This window comes from Gilvimarinus xylanilyticus, from assembly GCF_024195295.1.
Lineage (GTDB): Bacteria > Pseudomonadota > Gammaproteobacteria > Pseudomonadales > Cellvibrionaceae > Gilvimarinus > Gilvimarinus xylanilyticus.
In genome coordinates, this window is sequence record NZ_JAMFTH010000004.1 from 235,584 (window position 1) to 252,470 (window position 16,887).

Annotated in this window: 15 protein-coding genes and 1 other RNA gene; 7 read left to right on the plus strand and 9 right to left on the minus strand. The window is 56.9% G+C overall.

Going from position 1 to position 16,887, the window contains the following annotated elements:
* Positions 1-9: 9 nt before the first annotated feature.
* From mraY to rsmI, 9 genes are all read right to left on the minus strand, one after another.
* On the minus strand, positions 10-1,092 hold the full coding sequence (gene mraY / locus M6D89_RS13140; protein ID WP_253968539.1) for a phospho-N-acetylmuramoyl-pentapeptide-transferase: 1,083 nt from the start codon (positions 1,090-1,092) through the stop codon (positions 10-12).
* Entirely contained in the window at positions 1,092-2,471 is a 1,380-nt protein-coding gene (locus tag M6D89_RS13145; protein WP_253968540.1) for a UDP-N-acetylmuramoyl-tripeptide--D-alanyl-D-alanine ligase, read from the minus strand. The genes mraY and M6D89_RS13145 overlap by 1 nt, the downstream gene beginning before the upstream one ends.
* The gene (locus M6D89_RS13150) at positions 2,468-3,973 is read right to left on the minus strand and encodes a UDP-N-acetylmuramoyl-L-alanyl-D-glutamate--2,6-diaminopimelate ligase (protein WP_253968541.1); all 1,506 of its coding nucleotides are present in this window, start codon (positions 3,971-3,973) and stop codon (positions 2,468-2,470) included. Before M6D89_RS13150 ends, M6D89_RS13145 begins: the two co-directional genes overlap by 4 nt.
* Positions 3,970-5,661, minus strand: coding sequence for a peptidoglycan D,D-transpeptidase FtsI family protein (locus M6D89_RS13155; protein WP_253968542.1), 1,692 nt, complete (start codon positions 5,659-5,661; stop codon positions 3,970-3,972). Before M6D89_RS13155 ends, M6D89_RS13150 begins: the two co-directional genes overlap by 4 nt.
* Positions 5,662-5,728: 67 nt before the next feature.
* The gene (ftsL, locus tag M6D89_RS13160; protein WP_253968543.1) at positions 5,729-6,010 is read right to left on the minus strand and encodes a cell division protein FtsL; all 282 of its coding nucleotides are present in this window, start codon (positions 6,008-6,010) and stop codon (positions 5,729-5,731) included.
* A gap of 9 nt (positions 6,011-6,019) precedes the next feature.
* Positions 6,020-6,955, minus strand: coding sequence for a 16S rRNA (cytosine(1402)-N(4))-methyltransferase RsmH (rsmH, locus tag M6D89_RS13165; RefSeq protein WP_253968544.1), 936 nt, complete (start codon positions 6,953-6,955; stop codon positions 6,020-6,022).
* Positions 6,956-6,957: 2 nt separating this feature from the next.
* Positions 6,958-7,398: a division/cell wall cluster transcriptional repressor MraZ gene (gene mraZ / locus M6D89_RS13170; RefSeq protein ID WP_253968545.1), complete on the minus strand. Its 441-nt coding sequence runs from the start codon at positions 7,396-7,398 to the stop codon at positions 6,958-6,960.
* 337 nt (positions 7,399-7,735) lie between these two features.
* Positions 7,736-8,082: RNase P RNA component class A (rnpB, locus tag M6D89_RS13175), an RNA gene on the minus strand.
* A gap of 322 nt (positions 8,083-8,404) precedes the next feature.
* Positions 8,405-9,244: a 16S rRNA (cytidine(1402)-2'-O)-methyltransferase gene (rsmI, locus tag M6D89_RS13180; RefSeq protein WP_253968546.1), complete on the minus strand. Its 840-nt coding sequence runs from the start codon at positions 9,242-9,244 to the stop codon at positions 8,405-8,407.
* 66 nt (positions 9,245-9,310) lie between these two features.
* Here rsmI and M6D89_RS13185 point away from each other — a divergent pair, with 66 nt between their 5' ends.
* From M6D89_RS13185 to M6D89_RS13215, 7 genes are all read left to right on the plus strand, one after another.
* Entirely contained in the window at positions 9,311-11,242 is a 1,932-nt protein-coding gene (locus M6D89_RS13185; protein ID WP_253968547.1) for a penicillin-binding protein activator, read from the plus strand.
* Positions 11,239-11,622, plus strand: coding sequence for a YraN family protein (locus M6D89_RS13190; RefSeq protein ID WP_253968548.1), 384 nt, complete (start codon positions 11,239-11,241; stop codon positions 11,620-11,622). Before M6D89_RS13185 ends, M6D89_RS13190 begins: the two co-directional genes overlap by 4 nt.
* Before the next feature lie 13 nt (positions 11,623-11,635).
* Complete coding sequence (locus M6D89_RS13195; RefSeq protein WP_253968549.1) at positions 11,636-12,223, plus strand: SIS domain-containing protein; 588 nt, start codon at positions 11,636-11,638, stop codon at positions 12,221-12,223.
* Positions 12,223-12,801: a BON domain-containing protein gene (locus M6D89_RS13200; protein WP_253968550.1), complete on the plus strand. Its 579-nt coding sequence runs from the start codon at positions 12,223-12,225 to the stop codon at positions 12,799-12,801. The genes M6D89_RS13195 and M6D89_RS13200 overlap by 1 nt, the downstream gene beginning before the upstream one ends.
* Before the next feature lie 22 nt (positions 12,802-12,823).
* On the plus strand, positions 12,824-13,420 hold the full coding sequence (locus M6D89_RS13205) for a LemA family protein (protein ID WP_253968551.1): 597 nt from the start codon (positions 12,824-12,826) through the stop codon (positions 13,418-13,420).
* Positions 13,421-13,434: 14 nt separating this feature from the next.
* Positions 13,435-15,366, plus strand: a complete 1,932-nt coding sequence (locus M6D89_RS13210; RefSeq protein WP_253968552.1) for a M48 family metallopeptidase — start codon at positions 13,435-13,437, stop codon at positions 15,364-15,366.
* A 208-nt stretch (positions 15,367-15,574) separates the two neighbouring features.
* Entirely contained in the window at positions 15,575-16,852 is a 1,278-nt protein-coding gene (locus M6D89_RS13215; protein WP_253968553.1) for an aspartate aminotransferase type Ic, read from the plus strand.
* The last annotated feature ends 35 nt before the right edge of the window (positions 16,853-16,887 follow it).

Sequence of the window (16,887 nt, forward strand, 5' to 3'; positions counted from 1 at the left end):
GCTCTACCTCTAACGCAGCTTTAATGTCGCCAGCCCGAATAGCACGAGCATGACGGTGATAATCCAAAAACGCACAATAACCCGAGGTTCGGGCCAGCCTTTTAATTCAAAATGATGATGCAGCGGCGCCATGCGAAATATGCGCTTGCCGGTCAATTTGTAAGACCCTACCTGCAAAATCACCGATAGGGTTTCCATCACAAAGACCCCACCCATAATGAAAAACACCACTTCGTGGCGCACGATCACGGCGATAATGCCCAGCGCCGCCCCCAGCGCCAGCGCGCCGACATCGCCCATAAAGACTTGCGCGGGGTAGGTGTTAAACCACAAAAATCCCAAGCCTGCGCCACACAGCGCCGCGCAAAAAACCACCAGCTCGCCACTGCCGGGCACATGGGCAATATGCAGGTATTGCGCAAACTCATAGTGACCCACCACATAGGCAATAGCGCCCAGCGCCCCGGCCACCATCACCGATGGCATAATCGCCAGGCCATCCAGGCCATCGGTTAAATTGACCGCGTTGCTCGAGCCCACCACCACAAAGTAAGTAAGCACGATATAAAACAGCCCCAACTCCAGGGCGAAGCTTTTAATAAACGGCAAGAACAATTGGGTCTCTACCGCTTCGGTGGCGGTCATATACAAAAACACAGCGGCGCCAATACCGGCCACGGATTGCCAGAAGTATTTCCAGCGCGCGGGCAAACCACGGGAGTTTTTCTGCACCACTTTGCGATAGTCATCCACCCAGCCTACTGCGCCGAAAATGGCGGTCACGATCATCACCACCCATACGTAGCGGTTGCCTAAATCAGACCAGAGCAAACTGCTGATAAAAATGGCCGCGAGAATCAAAGTACCGCCCATGGTGGGCGTACCCGATTTACTCAAATGCGACTGCGGGCCATCGTCGCGTACCGATTGACCGATTTGCAGCTGATTGAGCTTGCGAATCATCCAGGGGCCCAGCAATAGCGAAATCCCCAGGGCTGTCATCACACCCAAAATGGCGCGCAGGGTAAGGTACTGAAAGACATAGAAGCCACTGTGGTATCCCTGTAATTGTTCTGCCAGCCAAAGCAGCATCAGGATGCCTCCTCGTTGTAGGTTAAGGCACTGACAACTCGGTCCATCCGGGCGCTGCGTGAACCTTTAATCAATAAGGTACAGTTGCTGTCCGTAATAACTGCTTGCAAATAATCGATCAGCGCCTGCTGATCCTCAAAGTGGCGTGTGCACGCGGTAAAATTATCGCTGACCGAGCGCGCCAAAGCGCCTACGGTGTAAACCGCGTGCAGATTTTTCTGGGCCGCGTAGCGACCGATATCACCGTGTAGAAATTCAGCCTCTTCGCCCAGCTCGCCCATATCGCCCATAACCAAAATGGTTTTACCCGGCTCGCCGCTCAACACATCGATGGCCGCGCGCACCGAGCCTGGGTTGGCGTTATAAGCGTCGTCGATTAAGGTGCTGCCAGCGGGGCCCGGGTAACGTTTCATGCGCCCCGCTACGGGTGCAAAATCAGCCAAACCCTCGACAATGCTGGTATCGCTCGCCCCCACCGCATAGGCGCAACAGGCAGCGGCCATAGCGTTGCGAATATTGTGTTCGCCCGCCACATTTAATTGAATGGGCAACCGACGACCGGCCAAATTCATGACAAAGCTCTGCGTCTGATGACCAACCGCACGCTCACTGACATAACAATCGGCGCTGGTATTATTGAGTGCGAAGGTCAGTTTTTTGTGGCGATGAATTTCGTGCAGCCATTTAGCGGAAAACTTATCGTCTAGGTTCACCACACAGCAGCCGCCGTCTTTAACGCCCTGATAAATTTCACCCTTGGCTTCGGCTATACCCTCCAGCGAGCCGAAGCCCTCCAGGTGCGCTGCCATCACATTGTTAACCAGCACCACATCGGGCAGCGCCAACTCGCACAAATACGCAATTTCGCCGATACCACTGGCGCCCATTTCAATCACCGCGTGACGCTCGGCACCGGTGAGCTTTAACAGCGTAAGAGGCACGCCAATATGATTGTTTAAATTACCCTGGGTGGTCAGCACGTCACCTTCGCGGCGCAAAATAGCATCCACCATAGTACGCACCGAGGTTTTACCACTGGAGCCGGTAATGCCAATAACCGGACCGGAAAACTGCAGGCGATTTAACCGCGCTATTTCCCCCAGCCCCAGAATAGTGTCATCCACTTGCAGCTGTGGCAGCGAGCAGCTGACATCCACGCTATCGACTAAAGCGCCAACTGCACCGGCTTGCTGGGCAGTGGCTAGAAACTGATGGCCGTCAAAATTGGGGCCGCGCAGAGCGACAAAAAAATCACCCTCTTGCAGTGCCCGCGTGTCGGTACACACGCGGGTAAAGGGCGCGCAGTCGTCGCTGGCCGAGGCCCCCAGGCGTGGCGCCAATTGCTGAGTGAGCGCCTGAATGGTCATGGGAGTAATCACGCCGCTCCCCCTTTACGCAAACGCGTGTTAAGCGCCAATTGCGCCTGTTCTATATCACTAAACGGCTGTTCGCGACCGGCAAAAATCTGCGTTTGCTCGTGGCCTTTACCTGCGATTAAAACCGCGTCGCCTGCGGCGGCCTGCTGCACGGCAAGCTCAATGGCTTTGTCGCGCTCGGGGATGACCAGACAGCGTTCGGGGTTGTGCATGCCCCGCATAATTTGCTGGATAATGACAGCCGGATCTTCACCGCGCGGATTGTCATTGGTTACCAGCACATAATCGGCCGATTTTTCCGCCGCCCGTCCCATAATCGGACGCTTGTCGGCATCGCGGTCACCGCCACAGCCGAACACGCACCAAATGCTGCCCTCAGTGTGGCGACGCAGCGCACGCAGCGATTGCACCAGGGCGTCAGGAGTGTGAGCGTAATCCACCAGTACTTGAACATCCCGATCGTATTCGCCGTAAATTTGCTCCATGCGCCCGGGCGCCGAGACCAAGTTGTCGGCGCAGGCCGCGATCTGGGCCGGAGTAAAACCGCGCACATAGGCCACGGCAATGGCCGCGAGTAAGTTGCTGACATTAAAGTCGCCCATCAACTGGGAGCGCACCGCCACGACCTCCCCATCGACATTTACCTGGGCGGCAAACCCCTCGGCGTCGTAGTCGATGGACTCACAGTAGATATCGGCTTTGGGCGAGCTAAGGGAATAGCTAACAACATAATCCAGAGTCTCTAGATTGCGAGCTTTTTTACCCAGCGCTTTGCACCAATCGTCGTCGCGATTAATCACCACCTGCTTTAAATCGCGCGCTTTTAACAGCTTGGCCTTAGCCTTGCCATAGGCTTTTAAATCACCGTGATAATCCAGGTGATCGTGCGATAAGTTGGTAAACACGGCGGTATCAATAGCCAAATGGCGGGCGCGGTGCTGCACTAGCGCGTGCGAAGAAACCTCCACCGCCAGAGTATCCGCACCGCGCTGCTTGAGTTCGGCCACTGCCTGTTGCGCGGCAATAGCATCGGGCGTGGTTAGCCCGGTAGCGGTGATCTCGCCCGCGACCATGCCATAGCCCAAGGTACCCACCACCCCGGCGCGACGCCCCAGAGCTTGCAGCAGTTGCGCTACCAAAAACGCCGTCGTGGTTTTTCCGTTCGTGCCAGTAATCCCGATCACATCCAGCGAGGCGCTGGGATCAGAGTAAAAGCGCGCGGCAATGGCGCTTAGCTGTTTGGCTAAATCCTTCACCCTTATTAGGGGCAAGGGGCCGTCGTACTCGACTTTTGCCGCTTCATCGATAAGGGCCGCGCGGGCATCGGCCTCGGTCACCATGGGCAAAAAATCGGCGCCATCGACCCGCTCGCCACGCAGCGCGACAAAAAGGTCACCAGAGCGCACCCGGCGACTGTCCGAGGTTATACCTGTTACGGCAATCTCAGCCCACTTGGCTCCGCGCTCGTTCAGCAATTGCCCCAAAGTCATGCACTGCTTGCTCATGGTGTCACCCCCATGGCCAGCTGCTCGGGAGTCTCGCGCGGGCTAACCGTAATTTTTGCCGGGGCGGTACGCGGCGGCTCTTGCAGTAGGCGCAAGGCGCCCTCGGTAATACTGGAAAATACCGGCGCAGCCACTTGGCCGCCGTGGTATTTACTGTCGTTGGGCTCGTCAATCATCACCGCTACAACGATGTCGGGGCTGTCCGCCGGGGCCACGCCCGCAAATGAGCCAATGTAGCGATTCTCGGCATAGCCGCCGGCGGCGGCCTTGTGCGCGGTGCCGGTTTTACCCGCAACCGGATAGGCCTCGACCATGGCGCGGCTACCTGTACCCTCCATGGTCACCACTTTGCGCAGCATTTTCATCACCTGATCGGTGTATTCTGGGGCAACGACAGGCTCACCCGGGGCGGGCTCATCACTGCGCAATAGCGTTATAGGACGTTTTACACCATCCGCAGCCAGCACCCCATAGGCCTGCGCCAGCTGCATAATGGTCAAATTCATGCCGTAGCCAAAAGCGTAGGTGGCGCGCTGAATAGCCTTCCACTTCGTAAAAGACGGCAGCACCCCCACCGCCTCACCGGGAAAGCCGGTGCCGGTCCCCTGCCCCAGGCCCACGCGATGGTACATATTGCGAATCAAATTGGGGTCTTCCAGCGCCAGGGCGAGCTTGGTCATCCCCACCTGACTGGATTTGGCGATAATACGGGTCAGATCCAGCTCGCCATAATTAACCGGATCCAACAGAGTTTTACGCCCCACCTGGACATACCCCGGAGTGGTATCAATAACCGAGTAGGGTTTGAATTCGCCGCTTTCAAGCGCCGCCATTACCGCCAGAGGCTTCATGGTCGAGCCCGGCTCAAAAACGTCGGTCAGAGCGCGGTTGCGCAAGCTGGCCGGATGAATATTGTTGCGATCGTTGGGGTTGTACGAAGGCTGATTCACCATCGCCAGGACCTCGCCGGTGCGCACATCCAGCACCACCACCGAACCGGCTTTAGCACCGAACTCACGCACCGCCTCTTTTAACTCGCGATGAGCCAGATACTGCAAACGCAAATCGATGCTGAGCGCCAGCGGGCGACCGCTGCGCGCCGATTGAATTAAGCCCAACTCTTTTACGGTGCGACCGCGCAAATCTTTTAGCACCTGTTTAGCGCCACTCTCACCGCTTAACCAGGCATCGTAAGCCAGCTCCATTCCCTCCTGGCCACGGTCGTCGATGTCGGTCATCCCCACCAGATGGGCCGCCACTTCTCCGGCGGGGTAATAGCGGCGGTATTCGCGCTGACTGTAAACACCATCAATGCCCAAATCGAGAATCACCGCCGCCTCCTGCGGTGGTAGATGGCGCTCAAGGTAGACAAACTCTTTGCCCGCGTAGCGACCCAGGCGGCTTTCCAGGTGGGCTTTATCCCATCCCAACGCCTGGGCCAAACGGCCCCAATCTTTGGGGTTTTGCAGCAGGATTTGCGGGTTGGCCCAAATAGACTCCACCGGGGTACTGACCGCTAATGGCTCGCCATTGCGGTCGGTAATCACACCCCGATAGGCGCTGATGGGCTCGGTACGAATGGTGCGGGCATCACCTTGTCCCTGCAAAAAGCGAAAACCGCGATCGGCGTCGGGCACCACTTGGATAAAGGCAATTCGACCAATCAGGCAGGCAGCGAGCAGCAGCATAGCAATCACTACGCTGTAAAATCGCCATGACTTAAAACTCAGTCGCTGCACCTAATTTACCTTTTTATTACTCAACCAAAATGATTTGATCCGCTTGCGGCACGTGCATGTTCAGCTCGTCCCGCGCCTTTTTTTCCACCCGGGCGTAAGACGCCCAGGTACTTTGCTCTAACAAGTACTGCCCCCACTGCACCTGCAGTTCGGCCGACTCGCGCCTGAGCGATTCCAGCTGGTCGGTATCGCGGCGCACCTGGTGGGTAATGTCGACCACCCCCAGCGCCGAAACCAGGCAAGCGCACCACAACAGCACGATTGCCACCGCCAAACCCGAGACCTTTTTGCCTCTCACCACCTGACCTCAGGCGATTTTTTCAGCAATGCGCATCACTGCACTGCGCGAGCGAACATTGCGACCCAGCTCAGCGGCGTCTGCCTTCACCGCCTTGGAGCGGCTCTTTAAGCGTTTATTAAGCTGACTTTCCATCAGCGGCACACCGCGCGGCACCGGATCGCCTTTTTCGTGGCGACGGATAAAACGCTTTACCAAACGATCCTCCAGCGAGTGAAAACTGATCACCACCAATCGCCCGCCTACCTGCAAAGCCTCTAGCGCTTGGTCCAACACTGCCTCCAGGTCGGCCAACTCGCTATTAATATGTATTCGGATTCCCTGAAACGCCCGGGTTGCCGGATGCTTGCCCTTTTCCCAGGCCGGGTTGGCCTCTTTTAAAATGTGGGCGAGGCGTCCAGTGCGCTCGATGGGCGCTTTGCTGCGCTCCTCAACCAGTGCCCGCGCCATGCGCTTGGCAAAGCGCTCTTCGCCATACTCTTTCATAACACGCGCCAGCTCGGCCTCGGGGGCGGTATTGACCCACTCGGCGGCACTGATGCCCCGGGTCTGATCCATACGCATATCCAGCGGGCCGTCGTGCAAGAAGCTGAATCCGCGCTCGGGCTCGTCCAACTGGGGCGAAGAAACCCCCAAATCCAGCAGCACGCCGCTGACCTTGCCGGTCATACCCAATTGCTCCACCTGCTCGGCCAGGGTGGCAAAGCTGTCGTGAACAATAGAAAAGCGCTGGTCACCGCCAAAGCGCTCACCCGCCACATCAATGGCGGCGGTATCTTTATCAAACGCTAATAGCCGCCCGGCCGGGGACAGCTTTTGCAGAATCTGAGCACTGTGGCCACCGCGACCAAAGGTGCCATCCACATACAAACCGGCGGCGTCCACCACTAGGGCGTCCACCGCCTCTTGTTCGAGTACGGTAATGTGGGGCTGCGAGTCCTGCATGCTTAAAAGTCCAGAGTTTCTAGCTGTTCGGGAATTTCGTCATCCGGCGCCTCATCCATCAGGGCGTTCCAGGTTTGCTCATCCCACAGCTCTAACTTGTCGCCCACACCGGTGAGCATTAGTTTTTTATCTAAACTCGCGCGCGCCCTCAAAGTCGGTGGCACCAAAATCCGGCCATTGCCATCCATCTCTGTGGGCGTGGCGTGGCCAATTAACAGGCGCTGCACCCGGCGGGCGGCTTTTTTCATACTGGGTAGCGCTTGAATACCGGGAAGCACTTCCTCCCAGCGAGGCTCGGGGTAGATCAATACGCAGGGGTCTTCGGTGTGGGCCGTTACCACCAAACGCCCGGCACACAGCGCCACCAACTCTTCGCGTACGCGAGTCGGTATGGCCATGCGCCCTTTGGCATCCATATTGATGGCGTAGTTACCCGTTAACACAATTCACCACTTGAAGGTTTGGTTATTCCACAAAAAACCACTTATATCCACTTTCCACCACATTGGCACACTATAAATCGGAGTGAGGCAAAGTCAAGCAAGCGGTAGGGAAAATGCCGGTAAAATTCACAAAAGCGAAAGAATGTGAAGCCAACGAGCAGTAAATTGTATTTTTTACAAAAGAGGAAAACAGACAAAAGAGTTTGTTTTCAAGAGGCTAGAAGCAACTCTTAACAAATTACTTTAAGTGTGGGATTTTTTCGATTTAACCAAGGAAGGGTAATAGACTTTTACGGTATAAATTGGCGGGCCAGAGCCCGTCAACGCAGATGAAATAAATCGGAGTCGGCCTGTAAGCCGGGTTCTGTCGGGGACAGTCATTCATCTGGGATGCCCGTCACCGGACACCTCATGCAACCTACCCGAATCCAGTGCGGGCCACACCAATGGATTCCTATTTGGTCTTGCTCCGAGCGGGGTTTACCATGCCGCGAGCTGTTACCAGTCGCGCGGTGCGCTCTTACCGCACCCTTTCACCCTTACCGGCGCTTACGCGCTTAGGCGGTCTACTCTCTGCTGCACTTTCCGTAAGCTCACACTTCCCAGGCGTTACCTGGCGCTCTGCCCTATGGAGCCCGGACTTTCCTCCACCCCCTAAAGGGCAGCGACTGCCGAGCCGACTCCGACCGCCAAGATAACCGGTACAGCGCAGAAGTCAAGGAATGGTTTGATGGGTGCGACAAGTCGCGCTATTTAGCTGGATCGCCGATCAGGGTCGGGGATAAAAGGGGACAAACTAAAAAGACATGACCTATGCCTCTATACCACCCAGGATCGGGACTGGCAGAGGCCGGAAACTCTGAAAGTTACACCACATACTCGATGCCGGCCGGGGATGGGAATTACGGAGAGTTAATTCAGTAAAATGCGCGGCGCACATTTTCACTACCACCGCAGGGTAAACTCTAGCATCGTACACAGCTCAGTTTGCGCGCGGCAGAAACCTCTACTGTTGCGACAACGCCCACTGATAGAGCTCGTTTTTGCGCATACCGGTCAGCTTGGCGCCGATAGCCGCCGCCTGTTTGACCGGCAGCTCCGCCAAGAGTACTCGCATTGTTTCTGTCACCTTCGCGTCCAGTTCGGATTCGGCAGCCTCGGCACCTTTTACCAGCAGCACAAATTCACCGCGCTGTTGGTTTGAATCCGCCTCCATCCACGGGATCAGATCAACCAAAGGCGCACCGTATATGGTTTCAAAGGTTTTACTCAGTTCGCGCGCCACCACGACTTCGCGCTCGGCGCCCCAAACAGCGGCCATATCCTGTAGGCAATCCAGCACCCGGTGGGGCGCCTCGTAAAAGATGAGCGTGCGGGTTTCAGCCGCGAGCGATTGTAAGTGTTTCTGCCGCGCCCCAGTCTTGGGGGGTAAAAAACCCTCAAAGATAAACCGATCAGAGGGCAAGCCCGCGGCGCTCAGGGCCGCCACAAAGGCGCAGGCGCCGGGAACCGGCACGACCTGCACGCCGTCTTCGCGGGCGCGGCGCACCAGACGAAACCCCGGATCGGACACCAGAGGGGTGCCCGCATCGGAAATTAGGGCGACATCGTCCCCCTCTTGCAGGCGCGCCAGGATCTTTTCCAGGCGCTGCTCGTTACTGTGGTCGTGATAGGCTACACAGGGCGTATCGATGGAAAATTGCTGCAATAACCGCGCACTATGGCGCGTATCTTCGCAAGCAATCAGACTAACCTTCTGGAGCACAGTGACCGCACGCGGTACCATATCGGCCAAATTACCAATTGGGGTCGCAACCACGTAAAGAATTCCCGGCGGGTTTTGCATATCTTGCTCCAGCGTAAAAACCGCAGTTTATCATTACCAGGCCGCCCCACCGAGACGAGACGATTCATGGGCACGACTATTTTTCGCATTATTGCCGCTTTTGCACTGAGCTTGCTTGTGGCCTGCTCCGGCCCGGCCCCCAAAACCGATTCTGACTCAGGTGGCAGCGCCCAGGGTAGCCTGGAAAATCGTGTGGGCGCCCTGCTAACTCAAGCGCGCCAGGCGCCCGCGCCCGAACGCCCCGGATACGTGCTCGAGGCCGCCGAATTGTTGCTGAGCGAACAACAACCTGACTGGGCCTATAACCTGCTGCAAAGCCTGGACCCCAGCCGCCTGCCCGATCCCAGCTATTTGCGCTATGTCGACGCCATGAGTCTGGCGGCCCTCTCTAGCAGCCATTACGCTCGGGCTCACGATACCGTCTTCGCTAAGCGCCTTGACGCCCTGTGGAGCCAATTAAGCTTTGACCAGCAGAGCGCACTTTTAGAGCGGCGGGCACAAATTGAGTCGCTACAGGGCGATTATCAGCAGAGCCTCGCCACCCGTATGCAGCTGGGGCAATACCTCAGCCGCGACCAGCTGCAGCTAAACAACGAAGCCATTTGGCAAGATCTGGTGAGCTTGGACAGCGAAGACCTGCAGACCCTCGCCGAGCAAAGCGATGATAAAGACCTGCAAGGCTGGGCGCAGCTGGCGCAAATCAGCCGCGATAACACCACCAATTTAAAGCGCCAGTTAGAACGCGTAGAGCTGTGGCAAATGCAGTGGCCGGGCCACCCGGCGAGCCTGGAGCTACCCAGCGATTTACAGCTGCTGAATCAGCTGGTGCGCCAACAGCCGCGCAAAATCGCCCTACTGCTCCCCCAAACCGGGCGCCTCGCGGGCGCCGCATCTGCGGTACGTGACGGCTTTTTGGCCTCTTATTTCGAGCTTCCCGAAGAGGACTTTCGGCCCGAAATCGTTCAGTATGACACTGCCAGCACCGAGATTAATACAGTTTACGACCAGGCCGTACAAGACGGCGCGCAAATAGTAATCGGCCCCCTGAGCAAGGACAATGTAGAAGCCCTGGCCCAGCGCCCCATGCTAAGCGTGCCAGTTCTTGCGCTGAACTATATTGAGGTGCGAGCCGAAACTGAGGAGCGTCCCGCGACCCCAGCCAATACCGCAGCCCAGCTGAGCGTGTCACTGCCGCTGCGCGAGCAGCCACTATCGGAGCAGAGCGGTGCCTTTGCCCCCCAACTTTACCAATTTGGCTTATCCCCCGAGGATGAGGCCCGCAGCATTGCCCGCTACGCCCATCTGCAGGGCTATCGCCGCGCCATGATCATCGCCCCGGATGTAGATTGGGCCGAACGCAGCATCAACGCTTTTGCCGAACAGTGGGACGAGCTAGGGGGCAGTATTGTCGCCGACAGCCGCTATATTGGCGCGGGCGACTATTCTGATGTGATTAAACAAGCGCTGCTGATTGGCCAGAGCGAAGATCGCCACCGCCAGCTGCGTCAGATTATTTACACCAACTGTGAATTCGAGCCGCGCCGACGCAAAGATGTCGAAGTCATTTTAATGATCGCCAACCCCAGCCAGGCGCGCCAAATTAAACCCACCCTGGCGTTTCACTATGCCGGTGACCTTCCCGTATTGGCCACCAGCCAAATTTACGATGGCCATACCGAAGGCAGTGAGAACCGCGACTTAAGTGGTATTCGTTTTAATACCCTGCCCTGGTTTTTCGCCGCCACCGGCGATGCCCAAGCGGTGCGCCAGCACAGCCAGGCGCCCGCCAGCTACAGCCGCCTGCACGCCATGGGCGCCGACGCCTTTCACCTGTATGCCCGCCTGCCCCAGCTGCAACAACTGCCGCAAACCCGCCTGCTGGGCGCCACCGGTTCATTAACTTTAAGCCCTGAAGGCAAAATTGTGCGCGACCCCATCTGGGCCGAGTTTGACGATGGCCAAGCAGTGCCACTGCGCGCGCGCAATACGCAACTGTGAAACTGCTTGGCTCTAAAAAGCGCACCCCCAACCAGGGCGCCGCCGCCGAGCGCCTGGCGCGGGAATTTTTAGAGCGCGAAGGGCTTACATTTATCGCCGCCAATGTAAAAGGTCCTGGCGGCGAGATTGATTTAATTATGCGCGCCGGGCGGACCCTGGTGTTTATCGAGGTGCGCCTGCGCAGCAACAGCCGCTTTAGCAGCGCGGTAGAAAGTGTGAACCCGGCCAAGCAGCAACGACTGATACAAACCGCCAGCTGGTACTTACAACAACAAAAACTGACCGACGAGCTACCCTGCCGCTTCGATGTGGTAGCATTGAGCTCGCTCGACACCACTCAACCGCCGCAGTGGATCGTCGACGCCTTTGGTACAGCATAGACACAGGGCATTTATGGAACAGCGGGTCATTACCTTATTTCACGAGAGTATCGAAGCCAAAATGCAAGCCGGCGAGCAGCTGGCTCCGCTGATTGCCCACAGCAGCGAACTGATGGTGGAAAGCCTGCTCCACGACGGCAAAATTCTCACCTGTGGCAATGGCGCCAGCGCGGCCATGGCGCAGACTTTTACCTCGATTTTGCTGAACCGCTTTGAGCACGAACGCCCCAGCCTGCCGGCGCTGAATATCGGCGCCGATAACATCACGCAAACCGCCATCGCTCAAGATCATACCTACAACGAGATTTATGCAAAGCAAATTCGCGCCCTGGGCCAACCCGGTGACGTGCTGGTGCTACTAAGCGCCGCCGGCAGTGCCAGCAACCTGTTACAGGCCATCAGCGCCGCCCACGATCGCGACATTCCGGTCATCGCTTTAACCGGGCGCGACAGTCACGATATTGTCTCGCTGCTGGACAATCGCGATGTCGAGCTGCGCGCACCCGACGCGCCCTATGCCCGTATTCACGAGGTGCACCTGCTCACGCTCTTTTGTCTTTGCGATTTAATTGAACAACAACTGTTTGGGAGTCACGAATAATGCCGGGCAAGTGGATGCAATGGTGCGGACTGATCGCGTTGTTCGTCGTGTTTAGCGGCTGCACCAGTATTATCAGCGCCACCACTGATGAACCTATCGAAATCGATCCGGGTAAACGTACCCTAGGGGTCAAAATCGACGACTCGCAGATTGAAACCATTGTCTCGGTCAATATCGATAAAGCCCATCCCATGCTCGACGACGCCCCAGTCAGCGCACACAGTTTTAACGCGGTGGTGCTGCTGGTGGGCCAGGTACCCACCAATGAGTTGCGCGATCTGGCCGGTGAGACCGCCCGCCAACTGCCCAATGTGCGCCAGGTACATAACGAGCTGATGGTGCAAGCGCCTATTTCTTTGCTGGCCGGCGCCAACGACAGCTGGCTAAGCACCAAGATTCGCTCGAAGCTGCTCACCAACCGCGATATCGACAGTGGACGCGTACAGATCATTACTGAAAACAACACGGTTTATTTAATGGGCCTAGTCAGTCACGACGAAGCCGCAACGATTACCGATGTGGCGCGCCACACCGGCGGAGTGCAAAAAGTTGTCAGAGTGTTTGAATACATCGATTAACCCATAACGGCAGGGATAGAACATGGACATCAGTACAATCGTTTTTCTGGTTATTATCGCCGCGCTGGTGATTTACGCCATCAGCATTTACAACCAACTGGTCAGCTTAAAAAACCGCTTTAAGAATGCCTTTGCGCAAATCGAGGTCCAACTAAAGCGACGCTACGACTTAATCCCCAACCTAGTGGAAACCGCCAAAGCCTATCTGTCCCACGAGCGCGAAACCCTAGAGGCCGTCACCCAGGCTCGCAACCAGGCTATGGCCGGATTGCAAGCGGCCTCTAACGCGCCCGGCGATGCTGCCGCCATGCAGCAATTAGCCGGTGGCGAGAACGCTTTAGCCGGCGCCCTGGGCCGTTTAAATATGGTGATGGAAGCCTACCCCGACCTAAAAGCCTCAGCCAATATGCAACAGGTGTCCGAAGAGCTTACCAGCACCGAAAACCGGATCGCTTTTGCCCGCCAGGCCTTCAACGATTCGGTGATGACCTATAACACCTACAAACAGAGCTTTCCCCAAGTGGTACTGGCTGGAATGTTCGGCCACAAAGAAGACGCCAGCTTGCTCGAGTTTGATGACAGCGAGCAAATCAAAGAAGCACCCAAAGTTCAATTTTAAGCGCGTATAACAAGATGGACTTTTTTCAGCAGCAAGACCTGGCCCGCCGCAATACTCGTAAGCTGGTGGGTCTGCTGCTACTGGCAATCCTATCGCTGGTTGCCGTCACCACCGCGCTGTTTATTTTTGTCACCTACTATTTGCAAACCGGCAACAGCCAATTTCAAATGCAGGCAGCAGGCTTAAGCCTGTGGCAAAAGATTGGCATGCTGATCGATTGGCAAACCATGAGCGGTATCGCCCTGGTGGTCATGACCGTGGTGTTTTTAGGTGGCGTATACAAGTATCTGCAGCTTAAACGCGGCGGTCGCGCCGTAGCGGAGGCGCTGGGTGGGCGCTTGATCAACACCGAAACCCGCGATTTTCACGAGCGTCAGCTACTTAATGTGGTCGAAGAAATGGCCATTGCCTCGGGCACTCAGGTGCCGCCGGTATACGTTATGGAAGAGTCTGCCATTAACGCCTTTGCCGCCGGCCACACACCACAAGATGCGGTTATTGGCGTCACCCGTGGCTGCATTGAAAGCCTTAACCGCGACGAGCTGCAGGGGGTAATCGCCCACGAGTTCAGCCATATCTTTCACGGCGACATGCGGCTAAACATGCGCCTGGTCGCGCTGCTTAACGGCATATTATTGCTGGGGCTGATTGGCCACTTTATGATGCGCGGCGCCGCCTACCGCAGCATTGGCCGCTCCAGCCGCGATAACTCTCAGGCCGCGATTGTGGGCATTGGCCTCGCGCTGATGATTATCGGCTACGCCGGGACTTTTTTTGGCAATATCATCAAGGCCGCCGTCAGCCGTCAGCGCGAGTTTTTGGCCGATGCCTCGGCGGTGCAGTTTACCCGCGACAATAACGGCATTGCCGGAGCGCTTAAAAAAATTGGCGCCTCCAGCGCCGGCAGCAAACTCGAGGCTGAGCACAGTGCCGAATTCAGCCATATGTATTTTGGTCAGGGGGTAAAAACTGCCTTTAGCGGGCTGATGGCAACCCACCCACCCCTGGGCGAGCGCATCACGCGCATCCAGCCCGACTGGGACGGCAGCTATGAGACGGTTACCCGCGATGAAACACCCCAAGAACAAGAAACCGCCAGCGAGCAAAGCGACCCACCCGACCACCTAATGAAAGCCGCCATTTTAGCGGGGGCTTTCGGCCATATAGGTCAGCCCACTACCGGCCACCTAAATGCCGCGCAGAAAATTCTCGCGCAAATTCCCGAGGCGCTGCGCGCGGCGGCCCACGAATCCTACGGCGCCCGGGCAATTATTTTTGGCCTGCTGCTGGATAACGATGCGGGCATCCGCGAGCAACAGTGGGACCTACTGCAACAACACTACGCAGCCGCCGAGCTAACGCAATTAAAAGCCACCGCCCTGGCCAGCGCCAAGCTCGACACAGACTTGCGCCTGCCCTTAATCGAGCTGGCCACCCCGGCGCTTAAAGAGCTAAGCGACTCCCAGCAAGCCACCTTTTTGGCCGCCATCGACGCCCTGATTGAAGCGGACCGCAAAACCAGTCTAAGCGAGTGGATTATCCGCCGCCTGATCAGTCATCCGCTAAGCGACAACCAGGATTTTTCCCGAAACTTAAATCTGCGTCAGCAGCGCAACGAATGCGCGACCCTTTTAAGCCTATTGGCCCTGGCGGGCAATACCGCTCAAACCGCCCGAGAACAGGCGTTTAGCGCCGCCGCCCAAGCTCTGCGCCTAGGCGAGCTAACCCTGTTAACCGGTAAAGAGCTGTCCATTACTCAGCTTGATACCGCCATCGACAAGCTGCAAAAAGTAAAACCTTTGCAAAAACCCGCACTATTAAAAGCGATGAGCCTGTGTATCGAGCAAGACGGCGTTGTCACCTCCCGCGAGGCCGAGCTGCTGCGCACCATAGCCACCTGCCTGGACTGCCCGGTACCGCCGCTGAGTGGTGAGTATCAGGGTTAACGGTAAAACTGAGATCGTCCTTTCACATCCTTGTGCCCGTGTCGCCGAGCAACCAGCCCGACTTCGCAAAGCCACCTTGATCTCGGAAAGTCCTAAAAACCAGAGGCAATTCTGGATTAATAGAGATGCCCTTAAATCTTACCGCTCAGGGCGCTATAATATCGCCACCTGCGCCTGCGTGCGCTTAATCAACATTTGAGGTGACCCCTTGCGAATCGATCAAGCCACCCCCGAACAATTACGTGAATGGGAAGCACAGCTGAGCAAAGACTATGACGCCATCGTCGGTAAAAAACTCAGTCTGGATGTGACCCGCGGTAAACCTTCGGCCGATCAACTGTCTCTGTCCGACGAACTGGACGGCATTCTGGCGGGCAATTACATTGCCGAGAGTGGAGTAGACACTCGCAACTACGGCGGCATCGACGGTATTCCCGAGGCCAAGCGCTTGGGCTCCGATTTAATGGGTGTGCCTGCCGACAACATTTTGGTGGGCGGCAACGCCAGTCTGACACTGATGCACCAAACCATGTTGGCGGCCTACCAGTTCGGCCTCACCGGTACGTCCAGTGCCTGGAAAAATGTCGACTCACCTAAGGTCATCTGCCCCGTGCCCGGATACGATCGCCACTTTACCGTGTGCGAACAATTGGGCATTGAAATGATTACCGCGCCTATGACCGCCGACGGCCCGGATATGGACGCCGTCGAAGCGCTGATTAAAGCCGACCCCAATATTCGCGGCATGTGGTGTGTGCCCAAATACTCCAACCCCACCGGAGTGGTTTACAGCGACGCCACCGTCGAGCGTATCGCCAAGCTTGGGCTAATCGCCCACGAGGATTTCCGGGTATTTTGGGACAACGCCTACGCGGTGCACGATTTGAACGACAACCCGCAGCAACTAGCCTCAGTGTTTGACTTGTGCGCCAAGCACGGCACTGATAACACCGTGATTCAGTTTGCCTCTACCTCAAAGATCACCCACGCCGGGGCCGGCGTCGCCTTTACCGCTGCCAGCAGCGCCAACCTGACCGGCTTAAAAGCCTTTTTGGGTGCCTGCACTATTGGTCCGGACAAGGTTAATCAATTGCGCCATGCGCGCTTTCTGCCCAACCGCGACGCCCTGATGAGCCACATGAAAAAGCATGCCGAACTGCTGCAACCGCGCTTCGATGCCGTGCTGAGCGCCCTGCAAGAGGCCTTTGGCGACTCTGATTTGGGCAGCTGGGAAGAGCCCGCCGGTGGTTACTTTGTCTCATTTGATACGCGCCCCGGCTGTGCCCGCGAAACCGTGCGCCTGGCGGCCGAGGCCGGGGTAAAGCTGACCCCCGCCGGGGCCACCTTCCCCTACGGCAAAGACCCCGAAGACCGCAATATTCGTATTGCGCCCTCGGTACCGGCCGTGGAGGAAGTAGTCGGTGCAATGGAAGTGTTTGTGGTGTGCGTTAAGCTCGCCTCGGTTAGACAAGCTCTGGCCGCGTAAAAGCGACATCGGCCCATAAAAAGCCCCCGCAGGCA